This is a genomic window from Sphingobium sp. SA2, assembly GCF_032227065.1.
Classification (GTDB): Bacteria; Pseudomonadota; Alphaproteobacteria; order Sphingomonadales; family Sphingomonadaceae; genus Sphingobium.
Genome location: NZ_JAPMXX010000006.1, coordinates 246117 through 261926 on the forward strand (window position 1 = coordinate 246117; position 15810 = coordinate 261926).

General features: G+C 65.3%; 11 protein-coding genes. 1 reads left to right on the forward strand and 10 read right to left on the reverse strand.

Annotation, left to right across the window (positions count from 1 at the left end):
- Positions 1 to 2: 2 nt before the first annotated feature.
- The 4 genes from fdhF to OVY48_RS08680 all read right to left on the reverse strand — a co-directional run bounded on the left by fdhF (position 3) and on the right by OVY48_RS08680 (position 5930).
- On the reverse strand, positions 3 to 2849 hold the full coding sequence (fdhF, locus tag OVY48_RS08665; protein ID WP_313922527.1) for a formate dehydrogenase subunit alpha: 2847 nt from the start codon (positions 2847 to 2849) through the stop codon (positions 3 to 5).
- A complete protein-coding gene (locus OVY48_RS08670; protein WP_313922529.1) occupies positions 2846 to 4480 on the reverse strand; it encodes an NADH-ubiquinone oxidoreductase-F iron-sulfur binding region domain-containing protein in 1635 nt (544 codons plus the stop codon). The genes fdhF and OVY48_RS08670 overlap by 4 nt, the downstream gene beginning before the upstream one ends.
- On the reverse strand, positions 4477 to 4929 hold the full coding sequence (locus OVY48_RS08675; protein ID WP_313922530.1) for an NAD(P)H-dependent oxidoreductase subunit E: 453 nt from the start codon (positions 4927 to 4929) through the stop codon (positions 4477 to 4479). The genes OVY48_RS08670 and OVY48_RS08675 overlap by 4 nt, the downstream gene beginning before the upstream one ends.
- 98 nt (positions 4930 to 5027) lie before the next feature.
- A complete protein-coding gene (locus OVY48_RS08680) occupies positions 5028 to 5930 on the reverse strand; it encodes a LysR family transcriptional regulator (protein WP_313922531.1) in 903 nt (300 codons plus the stop codon).
- Between the two features lie 45 nt (positions 5931 to 5975).
- Between OVY48_RS08680 and OVY48_RS08685 the strand changes: the two genes are divergently transcribed.
- Positions 5976 to 6497: a molybdenum cofactor guanylyltransferase gene (locus OVY48_RS08685; RefSeq protein ID WP_313922532.1), complete on the forward strand. Its 522-nt coding sequence runs from the start codon at positions 5976 to 5978 to the stop codon at positions 6495 to 6497.
- 33 nt (positions 6498 to 6530) lie between these two features.
- Here the strand turns inward: OVY48_RS08685 and cobA are convergent, their stop codons facing one another.
- The 6 genes from cobA to OVY48_RS08715 form a co-directional block, all read right to left on the reverse strand.
- Positions 6531 to 7313 carry a uroporphyrinogen-III C-methyltransferase gene (gene cobA, locus OVY48_RS08690; RefSeq protein ID WP_313922533.1) on the reverse strand — a complete coding sequence of 261 codons (783 nt, stop codon included), beginning with the start codon at positions 7311 to 7313 and terminating at the stop codon, positions 6531 to 6533.
- A complete protein-coding gene (locus OVY48_RS08695) occupies positions 7300 to 9909 on the reverse strand; it encodes a molybdopterin-dependent oxidoreductase (RefSeq protein ID WP_313922534.1) in 2610 nt (869 codons plus the stop codon). The genes cobA and OVY48_RS08695 overlap by 14 nt, the downstream gene beginning before the upstream one ends.
- Positions 9910 to 10054: 145 nt before the next feature.
- Complete coding sequence (gene nirD / locus OVY48_RS08700) at positions 10055 to 10396, reverse strand: nitrite reductase small subunit NirD (protein ID WP_037477883.1); 342 nt, start codon at positions 10394 to 10396, stop codon at positions 10055 to 10057.
- The gene (gene nirB, locus OVY48_RS08705) at positions 10396 to 12906 is read right to left on the reverse strand and encodes a nitrite reductase large subunit NirB (protein ID WP_313922535.1); all 2511 of its coding nucleotides are present in this window, start codon (positions 12904 to 12906) and stop codon (positions 10396 to 10398) included. Before nirB ends, nirD begins: the two co-directional genes overlap by 1 nt.
- Before the next feature lie 204 nt (positions 12907 to 13110).
- Positions 13111 to 14319: a hypothetical protein gene (locus tag OVY48_RS08710; protein WP_313922536.1), complete on the reverse strand. Its 1209-nt coding sequence runs from the start codon at positions 14317 to 14319 to the stop codon at positions 13111 to 13113.
- A 79-nt stretch (positions 14320 to 14398) separates the two neighbouring features.
- A complete protein-coding gene (locus OVY48_RS08715) occupies positions 14399 to 15643 on the reverse strand; it encodes a nitrate/nitrite transporter (RefSeq protein ID WP_313922537.1) in 1245 nt (414 codons plus the stop codon).
- Positions 15644 to 15810: the final 167 nt, after the last annotated feature.

Consider the following 15810-nt stretch of genomic DNA (forward strand, 5'->3'; position numbering starts at 1 on the left):
TCCTATTCCGCCGCTTCCAGCGGCGCGATGCGACGGCTCCTCTGCGCCTGGCTGGCATAATCCTGCTGCCAGTCGCTGGGGCCGTTGGATGGCATCACCTGCACCGCCGTCACCTTATATTCCGGGCAGTTAGTGGCCCAGTCGCTATAGTCGGTGGTGATGACGTTCGCCTGCGTCTCTGGATGGTGGAAGGTCGTATAGACGACGCCCGGCGCGACCCGCTCGGTCACTTGCGCGCGCAAGGTCGTCTCGCCCGCGCGGCTGCGCAATGTCACCCAGTCGCCATCCTTGAGGCCGCGATTGTCGGCGTCGGAGGGATGGATTTCCAGCCTGTCCTCCGGGTGCCAAGCGGTGTTGGCCGTCCGCCGCGTCTGCGCCCCGACATTATAGTGGGACAATATGCGCCCGGTGGTCAGCAGCAGCGGGAAGCGCGGGCCGGTCTTTTCGTCGGTGGGCACATAATCAGTGACGACGAACTTGCCCTTGCCGCGCACGAAGCCATCGGCATGCATGGTCGGCGTGCCGTCGGGCGCGGCGTCATTGGCGGGCCATTGCAGCGACCCTTCCGCTTCCAGCCGGTCATAATGGACGCCCGCAAAGGTCGGGGTGAGCGCGGCAATCTCGTCCATGATCTGCGCAGGGTGATCATAGGTCCAATTGAGGCCCATGGCGTTGGCGACCAGTTGCACGATTTCCCAATCGGCATGGCCGTTGAGCGGGGCCATCACCTTGCGCACCCGCTGGATGCGGCGTTCGGCATTGGTGAAGGTGCCGTCCTTTTCCAGGAAGGTCGATCCCGGCAGGAAGATATGCGCATAATTGGCGGTTTCGTTGAGGAACAGATCCTGCACCACCACGCATTCCATCGCCGCCAGGCCCGCCGCGACATGATGGGTATTGGGGTCGGACTGAAGGATGTCCTCGCCCTGCACGAACAGCCCCTTGAACGTCCCGTCGGTCGCGGCGTCGAGCATGTTGGGGATGCGCAGGCCGGGCTCGGCGTCGAGCGACACGCCCCAGGCCCGTTCGAACAGGCTGCGCGTGGCCGTGTCGGACACATGGCGATAGCCACTGAATTCATGCGGGAAGCTGCCCATGTCGCAGGCGCCCTGGACATTATTCTGGCCGCGCAGCGGATTCACGCCCACGCCTTCGCGCCCGACATTGCCGGTTGCCATGGCGAGGTTGGCGATCGCCATGACGGTGGAGCTGCCCTGACTATGTTCGGTGACGCCGAGGCCATAGTAGATCGCGCCATTGCCGCCGGTGGCATAGAGGCGGGCGGCCGCGCGCACTTCGTCCGCCTTCACGCCGGTCAGCGGCTCGATCGCTTCGGGCGAGCGGGCCGCTTGCGACACGAACTCCGCCCAGTCGGCAAATTCGTCCCAGTCGCAGCGTTCACGGATGAACGCTTCGTCGTACAGTTTCTCGGTCACGATCACATGCGCCATCGCGGTCAGCATCGCGACATTGGTGCCGGGGCGCAGCGGCAGGTGGTGATCCGCCTCGACATGGGGCGATTTCACCAGATCGGTGCGGCGCGGGTCCATGACGATCAGCTTTGCGCCTTGGCGCAGGCGCCTTTTCATGCGGCTGGCGAATACGGGGTGGCCGTCGGTGGGATTCGCGCCGATCACCAGGATCACATCGGCCTGCATCACGCTGTCGAAATCTTGCGTGCCGGCCGAGGTGCCGAAGGTCTTGCTCAAGCCATAGCCGGTCGGCGAGTGACAGACGCGCGCGCAGGTATCGACATTGTTGTTGCCGAAGCCCTGGCGAATCAGCTTTTGAACCAAAAAGGTTTCTTCATTAGTGCAGCGGCTGGACGTGATGCCGCCGATCGAACGGGTGCCATATTTCGCCTGGATGCGGCGAAATTCACTGGCGGTATGGGCGATGGCCTCGTCCCACGATACTTCGCGCCAGGGTTCGCTGACCGACGCGCGGATCATGGGATTGAGGATGCGGTCCTGATGCTGGGCATAGCCCCAGGCGAAGCGGCCCTTGACGCAGCTATGGCCGCGATTGGCCTTGCCGTCCTTCCATGGCACCATGCGGACCAGTTCCTCGCCCCGCATTTCCGCGCGGAAGGTGCAGCCGACGCCGCAATAGGCGCAGGTGGTGACGATGGCGCGATCGGGCGTGCCGACCTCCACCACCTTCTTTTCGATCAGTGAGGCGGTCGGGCAAGCCTGAACGCAGGCCCCGCAGGAGACGCATTCGGAGCCGAGGAAATCCTCGCCCTGCGACGCGGCGACCTTGGAGTCGAACCCCATGCCCTCGATCGTCAGCGCGAACGTCCCCTGCACTTCGTCGCAGGCGCGGACGCAGCGGGAGCAGACGATGCATTTGCTGGGATCGAAGTCGAAATAGGGGTTCGACTGGTCCTTCGCCTGGCCCATATTGGTCGCGCCATCATAGCCATAGCGCACGTCGCGCAGGCCGACGGCGCCTGCCTGATCCTGCAATTCGCAATCGCCATTCGCGCCGCAGGTCAGGCAATCGAGCGGATGGTCGGAGATATAGAGTTCCATGACCCCGCGGCGCAGCTTTTTGAGCCGCTCGGTCTGGGTGCGGACCACCATGCCTTCGGCGACCGGCGTGGTGCAGGAGGCGGGATAGCCGTTGCGGCCCTCCACCTCGACCAGGCACAGGCGGCAGGAGCCGAAACTCTCGACATTGTCGGTCGCGCAGAGTTTCGGGATGGAGCCGCCGAGCAGCGAGGCGGCGCGCATGATGCTGGTGCCTTCGGGCAAGGTCACGGCCTGCCCGTCGATGGTCAGCGAGACGCTTTTGCCCGTGGCGACTGCCGCCGGGGTGCCATGATCGGTTTCGCGGGTGTAGGTCATTCCGCAGCCTCCTGAACGGACTTGGCCAAGCCAAAATCCTCTGGAAAATAGTCGAGAGCGCTCAGCACCGGATAGGGGGTGAAGCCCCCCAGCGCACAGAGCGAGCCATATTTCATCGTATCGCACAAGTCGCGCAGCAGGGTGGTCTGTGCGTCGAGGGAGGTGTCGATGCGGGATGGGGAACGGGAATAAAGGGCTTTATCGATATACCCCTCCCCCGTTCGCCCTGAGCCTGTCGAAGGGCCTTCCTTTCTTGAAGAAAAGGACAGGGCTTCGACAGGCTCAGCCCGAACGGATTGAGAGGATGGTCGCGCCGCCATGATCCGATCGACAATCTCCACCCCGCGCGTCGATCCGATCCGGCAGGGCGTGCATTTGCCGCAGCTTTCCGCGGCGCAAAATTCCATCGCGAAACGGGCCATATGCGCCATGTCCACGCTATCGTCGAACACCGTGATCCCGGCATGGCCGATGAGGCCACCCGCTGCCGCAAAAGCTTCATAATCGAACGGCAGATGGAACATGCTGGGCGGGAAATAAGCGCCGAGCGGCCCGCCCACCTGCACCGCGCGGACCGGACGACCGCTCGCCGTGCCACCGCCAATATCGTTCACCAACTCGCCCAGCGTGATGCCAAAGCCGATCTCATAGAGGCCCCCATGCCGAACATTGCCCGCCAGTTGCACCGGCATCGTCCCGCGCGACCGGCCGAAACCGACGCCCGCATAGGCCTCCGCCCCTTCCGCCAATATGAACGGCACGGCGGCGAGGCTCAGCACATTGTTGATGACGGTCGGCTGGCCGAACAGGCCTTTCAGCGCAGGCAGAGGCGGCTTGGCGCGCACTTGGCCGCGCTTGCCCTCGATCGAATCGAGCAATGCCGTTTCCTCGCCGCAGACATAGGCCCCCGCCCCCTCGCGCACTTCCAGCGTGAAGGGCGCGATCCGCTGCGCCGCGCGCTCGATCGCCAGCCGCATCGTGTAGATGGCGAAAGGATATTCGGAGCGGATATAGATATAGCCATGGTGCGCGCCGACGGCATGGGCGGCGATCGCCATACCCTCGATCAGGCAATAGGGGTCGCCCTCCATCAGCATCCGGTCGGCGAAAGTGCCGCTGTCGCCCTCGTCCGCGTTACAGACGATATATTTTTGCGTACCCGGTGCATCCAGCACTGTTTGCCATTTGATCCCGGTCGGAAATCCCGCCCCGCCGCGCCCGCGCAGGCCCGACGCCTTGACCGCATCGACCACCGCCTGGGGGGCAAGCGCGCGCGCCGCGTCCAGGCCCTTCCAACCACCATGCGCGGCATAATCGTCCAGGCAGACCGGATCGATTACGCCGCAGCGGGCGAAGGTGAAGCGCTGCTGCCCGGCAAAGAAAGGCAGCGCGTCGATCGGTCCCAGCCGGTTGGGGTGGGTGCCGTCCAGCACCGCCGCCACATCGCCCGGCCCCACCGGGCCATAGGCAATGCGGCCGTCCGCCCTCTCGACCTCGACCAGCGGTTCGATGCTGAACAGCCCGCGCGATCCGGTGCGGGTCACCGCGCAACCGGCTTCGGCGAAGGCGTGGGCGACGTCATCCGCGCCCAGCGCGACCGAGGCCATGTCGCGGCTTATATAGATTTTCATGCCGCCACCTCCGCCGCGATCCGCTCCAGCGCCGCACCGTCAATCCGCGCCACCGGGCGGCCATCGACCAAAGCATTCGGCCCGATCGCGCAGAGGCCCAGGCAATAGACCGGCTCCAGGCTGACCGCGCCATCGCCGCGCGTTGCCCCCATCGCCACGCCGAGCCGCTGCGCCGCCGCCACCTCGATCGCCGCGCCGCCGCGCGCCTGACAGCTTTCGGCCCGGCACAGCTTGACGACATGGCGGCCCGAAGGGGTCCGGCGGAAATCATGGTAGAAGGTGACGACGCCATGCACATCGGCGCGGGACAGGTTGAGCGCGCGCGCGATCAGCGGCACGACAGCGTCCTGAACATAGCCCGCCTCTTCCTGCACCGCATGGAGCAGCGGCAGCAACTGATCGCGGGTCGCGCCATGGCGCGCGGTCCAGCCTTCGATAAACTCGTCCATTCCGATACCCTGCCTTTTGGCCCTATTTTTACGCGATAGTGCGGCGGCAGGGCGCTTCGGTCAAATCGAAGCCAGCCATGCTTGATAGGGATTGTCTATCAAATCGGGCCAAAGCCCGGCGGCAGGCGCAACCCGCGCACGACCGCCAGCACCGCCTGCGCCAGCGGTCCCATCGGCGCGCTGTCCGACACGATGACGCCGACCCGGCTGCCCTCCCCCATGTCCGGCAGCGGCGCGGTGCGAGCCCAGCGCAATCCGTCCAGCAAGGCGGCATGGCTGTCGGGAATGATCGAACAGAGCCGCCCCCGCTGCACCAGCCCCAGCAGTGCGACATAGCTGTCCGCCGTGACCAGCGGTCGCAGCGCCAGCCCGCGTGTCGCCAGCCGCGCGTCCAATATCCGCCGGTTCTGCATCCCCTGATGCAGCAGGCAGAGCGGCAGGCCGGCGAGATCCGCCCAGTCGATGACGGCGGGGATCGGCACGCCGCCCACCGCGCTTACCAGCATCGCCCGCTCGGCATAGAGCGGCACCGACAGCGCATGGGCGGGCGGCTCGAAATCGAGATAGGTCAGCCCTGCGTCCAGCTCGAACGCCGCCAACTCGCGCTCGATCTGGCGCGAGGTCAGCGCCCGCACCGAGATATTCAGCCCCGGATAGCGTTCCAGCATCGCTGTCGCCAGGCAACCGATGGCGGGCATGGCGGCGGGGATCGCGCCCAGCCGCAACTCGCCCTTCAATGGTCCGCGCGCGGTTTCCGCCGCCTGCCCTAGCGCCTCAGCCGCAGCCACCAGTTGCCGCGCCCAGGGCAGGATCGCTTCGCCTTCCGGCGTCAATCCGCCATATTTGCGATCGCGGCGAATCAAACGCTTGCCCAGTTGCGTCTCCAGCGTCGCAATCCCCGCCGACAGCGTGGGTTGCGACACATGGCATAGCGCCGCCGCCCGCGCGAAATGGCCTTCGCGCTCCAGCGCCAGAAAATATTCGACAAGGCGGGTCTGCATCGCTTTGCTATAAGCTTTATAGAGCGAAGCTATCAAGGAAGCGCTATGGCGGCAGGACGGATATTGGGCGCGGTGCTGGCGGGGGGGCGGTCCAGCCGCTTTGGCAGTGACAAGGCGCTGGCGCAGATGCCCGATGGCCGCACCCTGATCGACCATGCCATCGCGGGCCTTACCCCGCATGTCGCGCAGGTGGTGATCTGCGGACGCGCGGGTGGCCTGCCTGATCGGCCCGCGCCGGACATGGGGCCATTGGGCGGTCTCAATGCCGCGCTCCATCATGCGCAGAACCACGGCTTTGCGGGGGTTTTGACGACGGGGTGCGACATGCCACTCTATCCGTCGGAGCTGCCCGCCATGCTGATCGGCGAAAGCGCAGCGATCTTGAAGGGGCAGCAATTGCTCGGCTGGTGGCCGGTATCGCTGGCGGGCGCATTGGACGCGCATCTCGCGGCGGTCAATAACCGCTCCATCCATGGCTGGCTCGACCGCATCGGCGCGCGGGTGGTGGAGAGGCCGGGAATGATCCTCCCTAACATCAACCGGCCGGAAGATCTGGAGGGGTTGTAACGCTCAACGCCCGTTCGTTTCGAGCGAAGGGAGTTAAGCTGGCAAAGCCACGCTCGCCGCAATCTCCGCCAACAGCCCCGTCCCCGCCACCGCCTCACCGATCAGCAGCAGCGTCGGATCCTCATCACTGATCGTGGCCACCAGAAAGGCCAGCGCCGACAGCTTCCCCCGGATCAGCCTTTCGCTCGGCAGCGAGACATTCACCGCGACCATCACCGGCGTTTCCGGGTCGCGCCCCGCCGCGATCAACGACCGGGCAATCTCGCCCGCCGCCGCCCGACCCATATAGATGCCGATCGTCCCGCCCGGTTGCGCCAGCGCGGCCCAGTCGAGCTTCAACGGTTCGCCTGCCTTCAAATGCGCCGTCACCAGCGTCAGCCCGCGCGCCTTGCCGCGCAGGGTGAGCGAGGCATGGCCGCTCGCCGCCGCCGCGCTGGCCGTGGTGATGCCGGGGCAAATCCGCACCCGCACGCCGCCTTCGCCCAGATGCGCCATCTCCTCCGCCGACCGGCCGAAGATCGACGGATCGCCGCCTTTCAGCCGCACGACACGCTTGCCCGCCCGCGCCGCGGCCAGCAGCAGGTCGTTGATGCTCTCCTGTTGCTTGCTGTGCCGCCCCGATCGCTTGCCGACGCTCACCCGTTCGACCCCAGCGGGGATCAGCTCCAGCACGCCCGGCCCCACCAGCGCATCGTAAAAGACGACATCCGCCGCGCCGATCAGCTTTTCCGCCTTGCGCGTCAGCAGGTCCGGGTCGCCCGGCCCCGCGCCCACCAGCCAAACATCACCCGGCGCGATCAGGTCATTCGGCTGCATGCAACGTCTCCTGCGAGGTCTGGGTCAGAATATTGGCGAGCGCGGGACGGCACGATCCGCAATTGGTCCCCGCGCCGATCGCCTTGCCGATCGCGGGCACATCGACCAGTTGCTGGTCGCGGATCGCCGCGACGATCTGGTTAAGGCCGATGTCGAAGCAGACGCACACCACCGCGCCCTTGTCGAGCTGGCTGCCCGGCCCCCGCGCGGCCAGCACCGAAGCGCCGACGCCCTCGACCGCGAGTTGCCCGATCAGCCAGTCGCGTGTCGGCAAAAGGCCACTGCGCGTCACGATCAGCACGCCCGCGAGTTTCCCTTCGCGGATGATCGCCACGCGCCGCGTACCGCGCGTCTGGTCGATCGCCTCGACCCGGTCGCCCTTGGGCAGGCAGGCTTCCAGCCGCGCCGGATCGCCATTGCCCGCCACTTCATACAGCGCGCCGCCCGGCACGGCTATCCGCGTGGCCCACAGGCACGGCACGCGCACGGGTTCGGCCCCGCGCAGGATCAGGAATCCCCTCCACTCCGTCTTGACCTTTTCGACCCGAACGGGCGTGGATTTGAACCCCGGCTGGCCCGAATGGGGATCGACCAGCGGGCGCGGCAACAGGCCGGTGCGGCCGCCGCTCGATTGCTGGTCGGTCCAGTGAATCGGCGTAAACACTTCACCGCGGCGCTGCCCCTCGCTGATCCGCGCGCGGAAGAGGCTCTCCCCCTGTGCCGTCGCGACGCGTGCCAGATCGCCATCCGCGATCTCCAACGCGGAGGCGTCTTGCGGATGCAACTCGACCAAAGGCTCCTCGCGATGCCGCGCCAGTTTCGGCGACAGGCCAGTGCGCGTCATCGTATGCCACTGGTCGCGATAGCGGCCGGTGTTGAGCGTCATCGGCCAGTCGCGCAGCGGTCCCTGCAACGCCATCTGCGTCACCGGCACCAACCGCGCCTTGCCATCGGGCGTTGGAAACCGCCCGTCGGCAAAGGGCGTGCCGCCCCAGCGGAACGGTTCCATCGCTTCATAGGCCTCATTGCCGATCGTCGCCTGCGCACGCAAATTGAGCAGCCGCGCGCCATCATTCTGATAGGCGGTCAGCCGCGCATGTTCGCGCCAGATGTCGGCGGGCCGGTCATAGGCGAAGGCATTGCGCCACCCCATCCGCCGCGCAACCTGGGTAACGATCCACCAGTCGGGCTTGGCCTCGCCGGGCAGCGGCAACAGCGCCCGCTGCCGGCTGATCGTCCGGTCGGAGTTGGTGACGGTGCCATCCTTCTCGCCCCAGGCGGCGGCGGGCAGCCGCACATGGGCATGAACGGTGGTATCGGTGGTCGCCATCACGTCCGACACGACCACGAACGGGCAGGCCGCCAACGCTTCGCGCACGCGCCCCGCATCAGGCATCGAGACGGCGGGATTGGTGGCCATCACCCACAGCGCCTTGATCCGCCCCTCATCGATCGCGCGAAACAAGTCGACGGCCTTCAGCCCCGGCTTGCTCGCCACGTTCGGCGCGGCCCAGAAACGCCCGACCCGCGCGACATTGTCGGGTCCAAAATCCATATGCGCAGCCAGCGTCGTCGCCAGCCCGCCCACCTCGCGCCCACCCATAGCATTGGGCTGTCCGGTGATCGAGAAAGGCGCCGCGCCGGGCTTGCCGATCCGCCCGGTAGCGAGGTGGACGTTGATGATCGCATTGACCTGGTCGGTGCCACGGATCGACTGGTTGATCCCCTGGCTGAACAGCGTAACCGTGCGCGGGGTCGCGGCAAACATCTCGTAAAATTGCTGTAATTCGGTGGGCGGCAGATCGCACGCCTTGGCCGTCGTCCATAAATCATGGCCCGCGCGGATCGCGTCCCAGAAGCCATCGGGCGCAGCAACGCTATCGCGCAGAAAGTCCGCATCCAGTTGCCCCGCCTGATCCATCCAGGCCAGCAAGCCGTTCATCAGCGCCACGTCGCTGCCGGGCTTGAGCGGCAGATGCAAGTCCGCCCCTTCGCAGCTTTCGGTGCGACGCGGGTCGATCACCACCAGCTTGGTGCCACGCGCGGCCCGCGCCGCCTGTATCCGCTGATAGACGACCGGATGGCACCAGGCGGTGTTGGACCCGACCAGCACGATCAGGTCGGCCTCATCCAGATCGCCATAGCTGGCGGGAACGACATCCTCGCCGAACGCGCGCATATGCCCGGCCACCGCGCTCGACATGCACAGGCGGCTGTTGGTGTCGATATTGGCCGACCCGATGAACCCCTTCATCAGCTTGTTGGCGACATAATAATCTTCGGTCAGCAACTGGCCGGAGACGTAGAAAGCGACGCTGTCTGGCCCATGCTTGGCGATCGTCTCGCGAAAGCGCTTGGCCACCAAATCGAGCGCCTTGTCCCAGCTGGCCCGTTTCTCGCCAATCATCGGGTGGAGCAGTCGCCCTTCCAACCCGACCGTCTCGCCCAGATGCGTGCCCTTGGAACAGAGCTTGCCGCCATTGGCCGGATGCGCTGCATCCCCCGCGATCGTGACGGCACGCGGCCCGGTGGGCGTCGCGGAGATGCCGCACCCGACGCCGCAATAGGCACAGGTGGTGCGGATGGGTGCCGACATTATAGCCCCTCCCCTTTAGGTTCAAACGAGTCACGTGCCTCGTTTGAAGGGTTGGGGTGGGGGCGTGCCCCAAGCATCAGGCCAAGACGATAGCCCCACCCCCCGACCCCTCCCCTGAAGGGGAGGGGTGATTTCAGTTCGACCCTCACGCCGCGCGCTTCCCGATGACGGCATCGCGCAGCAGGAAGATGCGCCCGGCATCGACCTTGAGCGGGATCACCGGCACGCACCCCTTATCCTCGCCAAGCGCCTCGCCGGTCTTGAGCGAGATGTTCCAATTGTGCAGCGGACAGGTGACGACCCCGCCATGGACGATCCCTTGGCTGAGCGGCCCATGTTTGTGCGGGCAGCGATTGACGAGGGCATGGAAATCGCCGCTCGTCGTGCGGAAGATCGCAATCTCCTCGCCGCCCAGCACTGGCAGGGTGCGGGCATTGCCCGGCGTGATCTGATCCACCGAACCGATATCGAGCCAGTCTCCGGTCATCATACGGTCTCCAACGGGCGCACTTGCGCGATATGCTGATGCAGTTCGGCATGCTGGCCCGCGGCGCGCTCCGCCCACGGATCGTCCTGCATAAACTGTTGCGAAAAGAGGAAGCGCGCGCGCAGCGCTTCGCGGCCTGCGTCATCCTCGACGATGCGCGCCTTCACATAATCGACTCCGACCCGCTCGATCCACGGCGCGGTGCGCTCCAGATAGCGGGCCTCTTCGCGGTAAAGCTGCGTGAAGGCGGCGCAATAATCGAGAGCCTCCTGCTCGGTCGCCACCTTGCACAGCAGGTCGGTGACACGGACATGGATGCCGCCATTGCCGCCGACATGCAGCTCATAGCCGCTGTCGACGCAGACGATGCCGAAATCCTTGATCGTGGCTTCCGCGCAATTGCGCGGGCAGCCCGACACCGCGATCTTGAACTTGTGCGGCATCCACGATCCCCAGGTCAGCCGCTCGGCCTTGACGCCCAGGCCCGTGCTGTCCTGCGTGCCGAAGCGACACCATTCGGACCCGACGCAGGTCTTCACCGTGCGCAGCGACTTGCCATAGGCATGGCCCGACACCATCCCCGCCGCGTTGAGATCGGCCCAGACAGCGGGCAGATCCTCTTTCTTGATCCCGAAAATATCGAGCCGCTGGCCCCCGGTGACCTTGACCATCGGCGCGTTGAACTTCTCGACCACGTCCGCGATCGCGCGCAATTCGCGGGGATTGGTCAGGCCGCCCCACATGCGCGGCACCACCGAATAGGTGCCGTCCTTCTGGATATTGGCGTGCATCCGTTCATTGACGAAGCGGCTTTGCTGGTCATCGACATAGGCACCGGGCAGCGCGCAGAGCAGATAATAATTGAGCGCCGGGCGGCAGGAAGAACAGCCGTCGGGCGTGGACCAATGCAGCTTCTGCATCACTTCGGGGATCGACGTCATGCCCTGCGCCACGATTTCGCGGCGCACATCGTCATGGCCGAAACTGGTGCATTTGCACATCGTCTTCGGCCCGGACTGGACATCCTCACCCAACGTCAGTGCCAGGATATTTTCCACCAGCCCGGTGCAGCTTCCGCAGCTTGCCGATGCCTTGCACCCGGCCCGCACCGCGTCCAGGCTGCACGCGCCTGCGTTGATGCAGGCGACGACCTGACCCTTGCTGACGCCGTTGCAGCCGCAAATCTCGGCATCGTCCGAGAGCGCTGCAACGGCCGACTTAGGGTCCAGCGCGCCCCCTCCAGAGGCGAAGGCTTGGCCAAAGATCAGCAGGTCACGAATGTCGGCAACATCTTCGCCGCGCTTGAGCAAGTCGAAATACCAGCCGCCATCGGCCGTATCGCCATAAAGCACCGCGCCGATGACGCGATCCTCCTTCACCACGACCCGTTTATACACGCCCCGCGACGCATCCCGCAGGACGATGTCCTCACACCCCTCGCCGCCCGAAAAGTCACCGGCGGAAAAGACGTCCAAACCGGCGACCTTCAGCTTGGTCGATGTCACCGACCCCTTATAGCCCGTATGCCGGTCAGTCAGGCCATCGGCCAAACTGCGGCACATGTCCCACAGCGGCGCGACCAGGCCATAGACATTGCCGTCATGTTCGACACATTCACCGACCGCCAGAACATCGGGATCGCTGGTGACCATATGGTCGTCCACCTTGATCCCGCGCCCGATCTCCAGCCCCGCCGCCCGTGCCAGCGCGACGCAGGGGCGGATGCCCACCGCCATCACCACCAGGCTGGCGGGGATCAGCGTGCCGTCCTTCAACCGCACGCCCTCGACCTTGCCATCGCCGCAGATTTCCGCCGTGTCGGCCCCGGTCAATATCGTCTGGCCGCGCGCTTCGAGCGCGCTCTTGAGCAGCCAGCCGGCCGCCTCGTCCAATTGCCGTTCCATCAGCGTCGGCATGATGTGCAGCACCGTGACCTTCATGCCGCGCAGCGTCAGGCCATGCGCCGCTTCCAGCCCCAACAGCCCGCCGCCGATCACCACCGCGTCCCCGCCGCGATTGGCGGCGTCCAGCATCGCATCGACATCCTTCATGTCGCGAAAGCTGATGACGCCCGGCAGATCCTTGCCCGGCACCGGGATGATGAACGGGTCGGAGCCGGTCGCGATCAGCAGCTTGTCATAGGCGACCGTGCGGCCCGACTGGCTGGTGACGGTCTTGGCGCTGCGATCGATCGCCATGACCGGATCGGCGACGATCAGGTCGATGCGATTGTCCGCATACCAGGCGCGATCATTGATGATGATCTCGTCAAACGTTTTTTCGCCCGCCAGCACCGGCGAGAGCATGATGCGGTTATAGTTCACATGCGGTTCCGCGCCGAAGATGGTGACGCGATAGCGCCCCGCATCGCGCGCCAGCAGTTCCTCGACCGCGCGGCACCCGGCCATGCCGTTGCCGATCACGACCAGATGCTCGCGCGCCTCGTCGGCAGGGACGAAGATCGCCGCCTCGCTGCCCGCCATCGGCTCCGTTCCGATCTGAAATTCCATATTCGTGACTCCAGAAAACAAAAAAGCCGCCATCCTGACCCCCGGTGAGAACCGGAAGTCAGGATGGCGGCTTTGCCATCATATGCGCCTTGTCGATCCGTCCCTGGATCGCTTTGGCTATGGTTGGAAGGACAGCTTTGTCCTCTTGCACTGCACCATAACAGAATCGCCCGATGCCTCAAGCGATTCCTGTCCATGGCCCCATCAATAGGCCCAGTCGGCCTGCACCCATAATTTCTGCGTATCGGTCGCCATCGTCTTGGCTTCGTAACGTGCATAGCGGACCGACAGCGCGGTCTTCCTGACCTTCGCCGAAGCGATCAGGTTGATCTCATCACCATAATGCTGGTCCAGCCGGTCGCTATCGAATCGATGCCACACCGCCTGCACCGATACGGTGCTCAGCGGCCCCACCTGTTTCCAGCCATAGCCGCCGCCGACATAGAGGTCGCGAATGCCATTGGCGGGCGTGGTCAGGAACTTGTCGGCCCAACCCTGAAACTTGAAATTGGTGCCAAGCGGCGTCTGGAAACTCGTCAGCGGCGTGCCGCTGCTCGCGCCCAGCACCTCATAGCCTGCATTGAGCTTCCAGCCCTTCACGTCCAACGTCAGGTCCGCCAGCCAATAATCCGCGCTATAGCTGTTGGGATTGCGGTGATAGTCCGACTGGCGCGCATAGCTGAGCTGGTAGCTGAGCTTCGCCGCCCTGGACAAAGGCCGCGCCCCCGCCAGCCGCACGCCATAGGTCTGGCTCGACAGCCGATAGCCCTGCATCGCCGCCTCATCCTGATCGACCAGATAGGCAAAGCCCGTCAGGGCGCCGACCGGCGTGGCATAGGAGATGTTGGCGAGGATCGTGTCGCCGCCCACCGCCTGCTGCCGCGCACCGCGCCCCTGAAAGCCCCAGATCGTCCGCACGCTCCACACATAGGACAGGTCGAGTTTCAGTCCCTTGGCCGGGGTCAGTTCGGCGCGCACAGCATCGAACGTCTGGCCATTATCACGAAAGGCGACATTGCCGACGAACCGCTCGTCATCCAGCACGATTCTTTGCCGCCCCCCGGTCAGCGTCACCGCCTTGGTCTTATATTGAAGCTGGGCGATATAGAGCGCGATATTCTCCGGGTCGGCGATGATCGGCCGAGTCGCGGCCCCGTTCAGCCCGTCATAATAGTCATCGATGGCAGCCAGCGACCCCTGCCCCACGGCCATCGCGGAAATGGCACCGCTGCTGGCCGACAGCCCGGCCCGCGCCCGGATGGTGAGCGCATCGGATGTCTCGGTCGCCAGCCCCGCCTGATCGGCCTGTTCATAGCGCAACCGCGCTTCGGCGATCGGTTTAAGCGTCAATTCCTGGGCACAAGCGGTCCCTGCGACGGCCAGAGAGGCCGCCGTTGCGAATAGATAATGCATGGAAATCTGTCCCCCTCGGACTTCGCGATAACGACTTGGGGCGGCCTGGCTATGCCGGTCCGCCCCCGCCCCTCCAAAGTCAGATGCGCGCGCCGCTGGTCCAGGTCGCCCGCCACCGCGCCTTGACCAGCGCGACGCCGACAAAGGCAACGACCGCAAGGCCAGCGAAGATCAGGAACCCGGCCGAAAAGCTGCCGGTCAATTGCTTGGCAAAGCCGAGCGAACTGGCGAGGTAGAAGCCGCCGATACCGCCCGCCATGCCGACAAGGCCGGTCATCACGCCGATTTCCGCCTGAAACCGCTGCGGCACCAGCTGAAACACCGAACCATTGCCCGTGCCCAGCGCCAGCATGGCGAGGACGAAGAGGCCCAACGCCGTCACCAGCGTCGTGGCAAAGGCGACGCCCGCCAGCGCGATCGCGGCAACGATGTAGACGATCATCAGCGCCTTCACGCCGCCGATCTTGTCGGCGAGCGCCCCGCCGATCGGCCGAACCAGCGACCCGGCGAACACGCAGCCTGCGGTGCAATAGCCCGCCATCACCGGCGTTAGGCCGAACTGGTCGGTGAAGTAGATCGGCAGGCTGGCGGCGAGGCCAACAAAACCGCCAAAGGTCACCGCATAGAAAGCCATCAGCAACCAGGCATCGGCCTGTTTCAGCGGCTGGAAATAGTCGATCATCTTCTTGGGTGGCGGCGCGTTGGGCGCGTCCTTCGCCATGACCATATAGACGATGAACACGATGGTCAGCGGGATGCAGGCGAGGCCCAGCACCGCATTCCAACCGAATAACTTGGCCAGCCCCGGCGCGAACAGCGCTGCCAGCACGGTGCCCGAATTGCCCATGCCAGCCAGCCCCATGGCCTTGCCCTGATGCTCAGGCGGATACCAGCGGCTCGCCAGCGGCAGCGCGATCGCGAAACTGGCCCCCGCAAAGCCCAGCACGACACCCAGCGCCAGCGTGCCTTCAAAGCTGCTGACCCCCATCAGCCAGGCCACAAACAGCCCGGCGATCACGATCAACTGGCTGATCGCGCCCGACATTTTCGGCCCGATCCGATCGACCAGCAGGCCGTTCACGACGCGCAGCAGCGCGCCCATCAGCGTCGGCGTGGCGACCATCAACCCTTTTTCGGCCGGGGTCAGCGCCAATGTCTGCGCGATCATCGGTGCGAGCGGGCCGAGCAGCACCCACACCATGAAGGCGAGATCGAAATAGAGAAAGGCGGCGATGAGCGTTGGCGTGTGGCCGGCCTTCCAGAAGCTGATAGCGGCGGCGGGCTGTTCACCCTCCTTGTCGCGATCCCAATAAGCGGTAGCCATGATACGTCCCCCAATAAACGGAAATGGACACGAAAAAAGCCGCAGGCCGGACGCACGCACGAAGGGCGTAGTCCGGTCAGCGGCTTTGCTGCGATGTGGATGGGGATGGCGGTCCCGTCCTTGGGAGAGCGCATCCAAATATAGGCGCGCTTCATCGCGCGACGCCT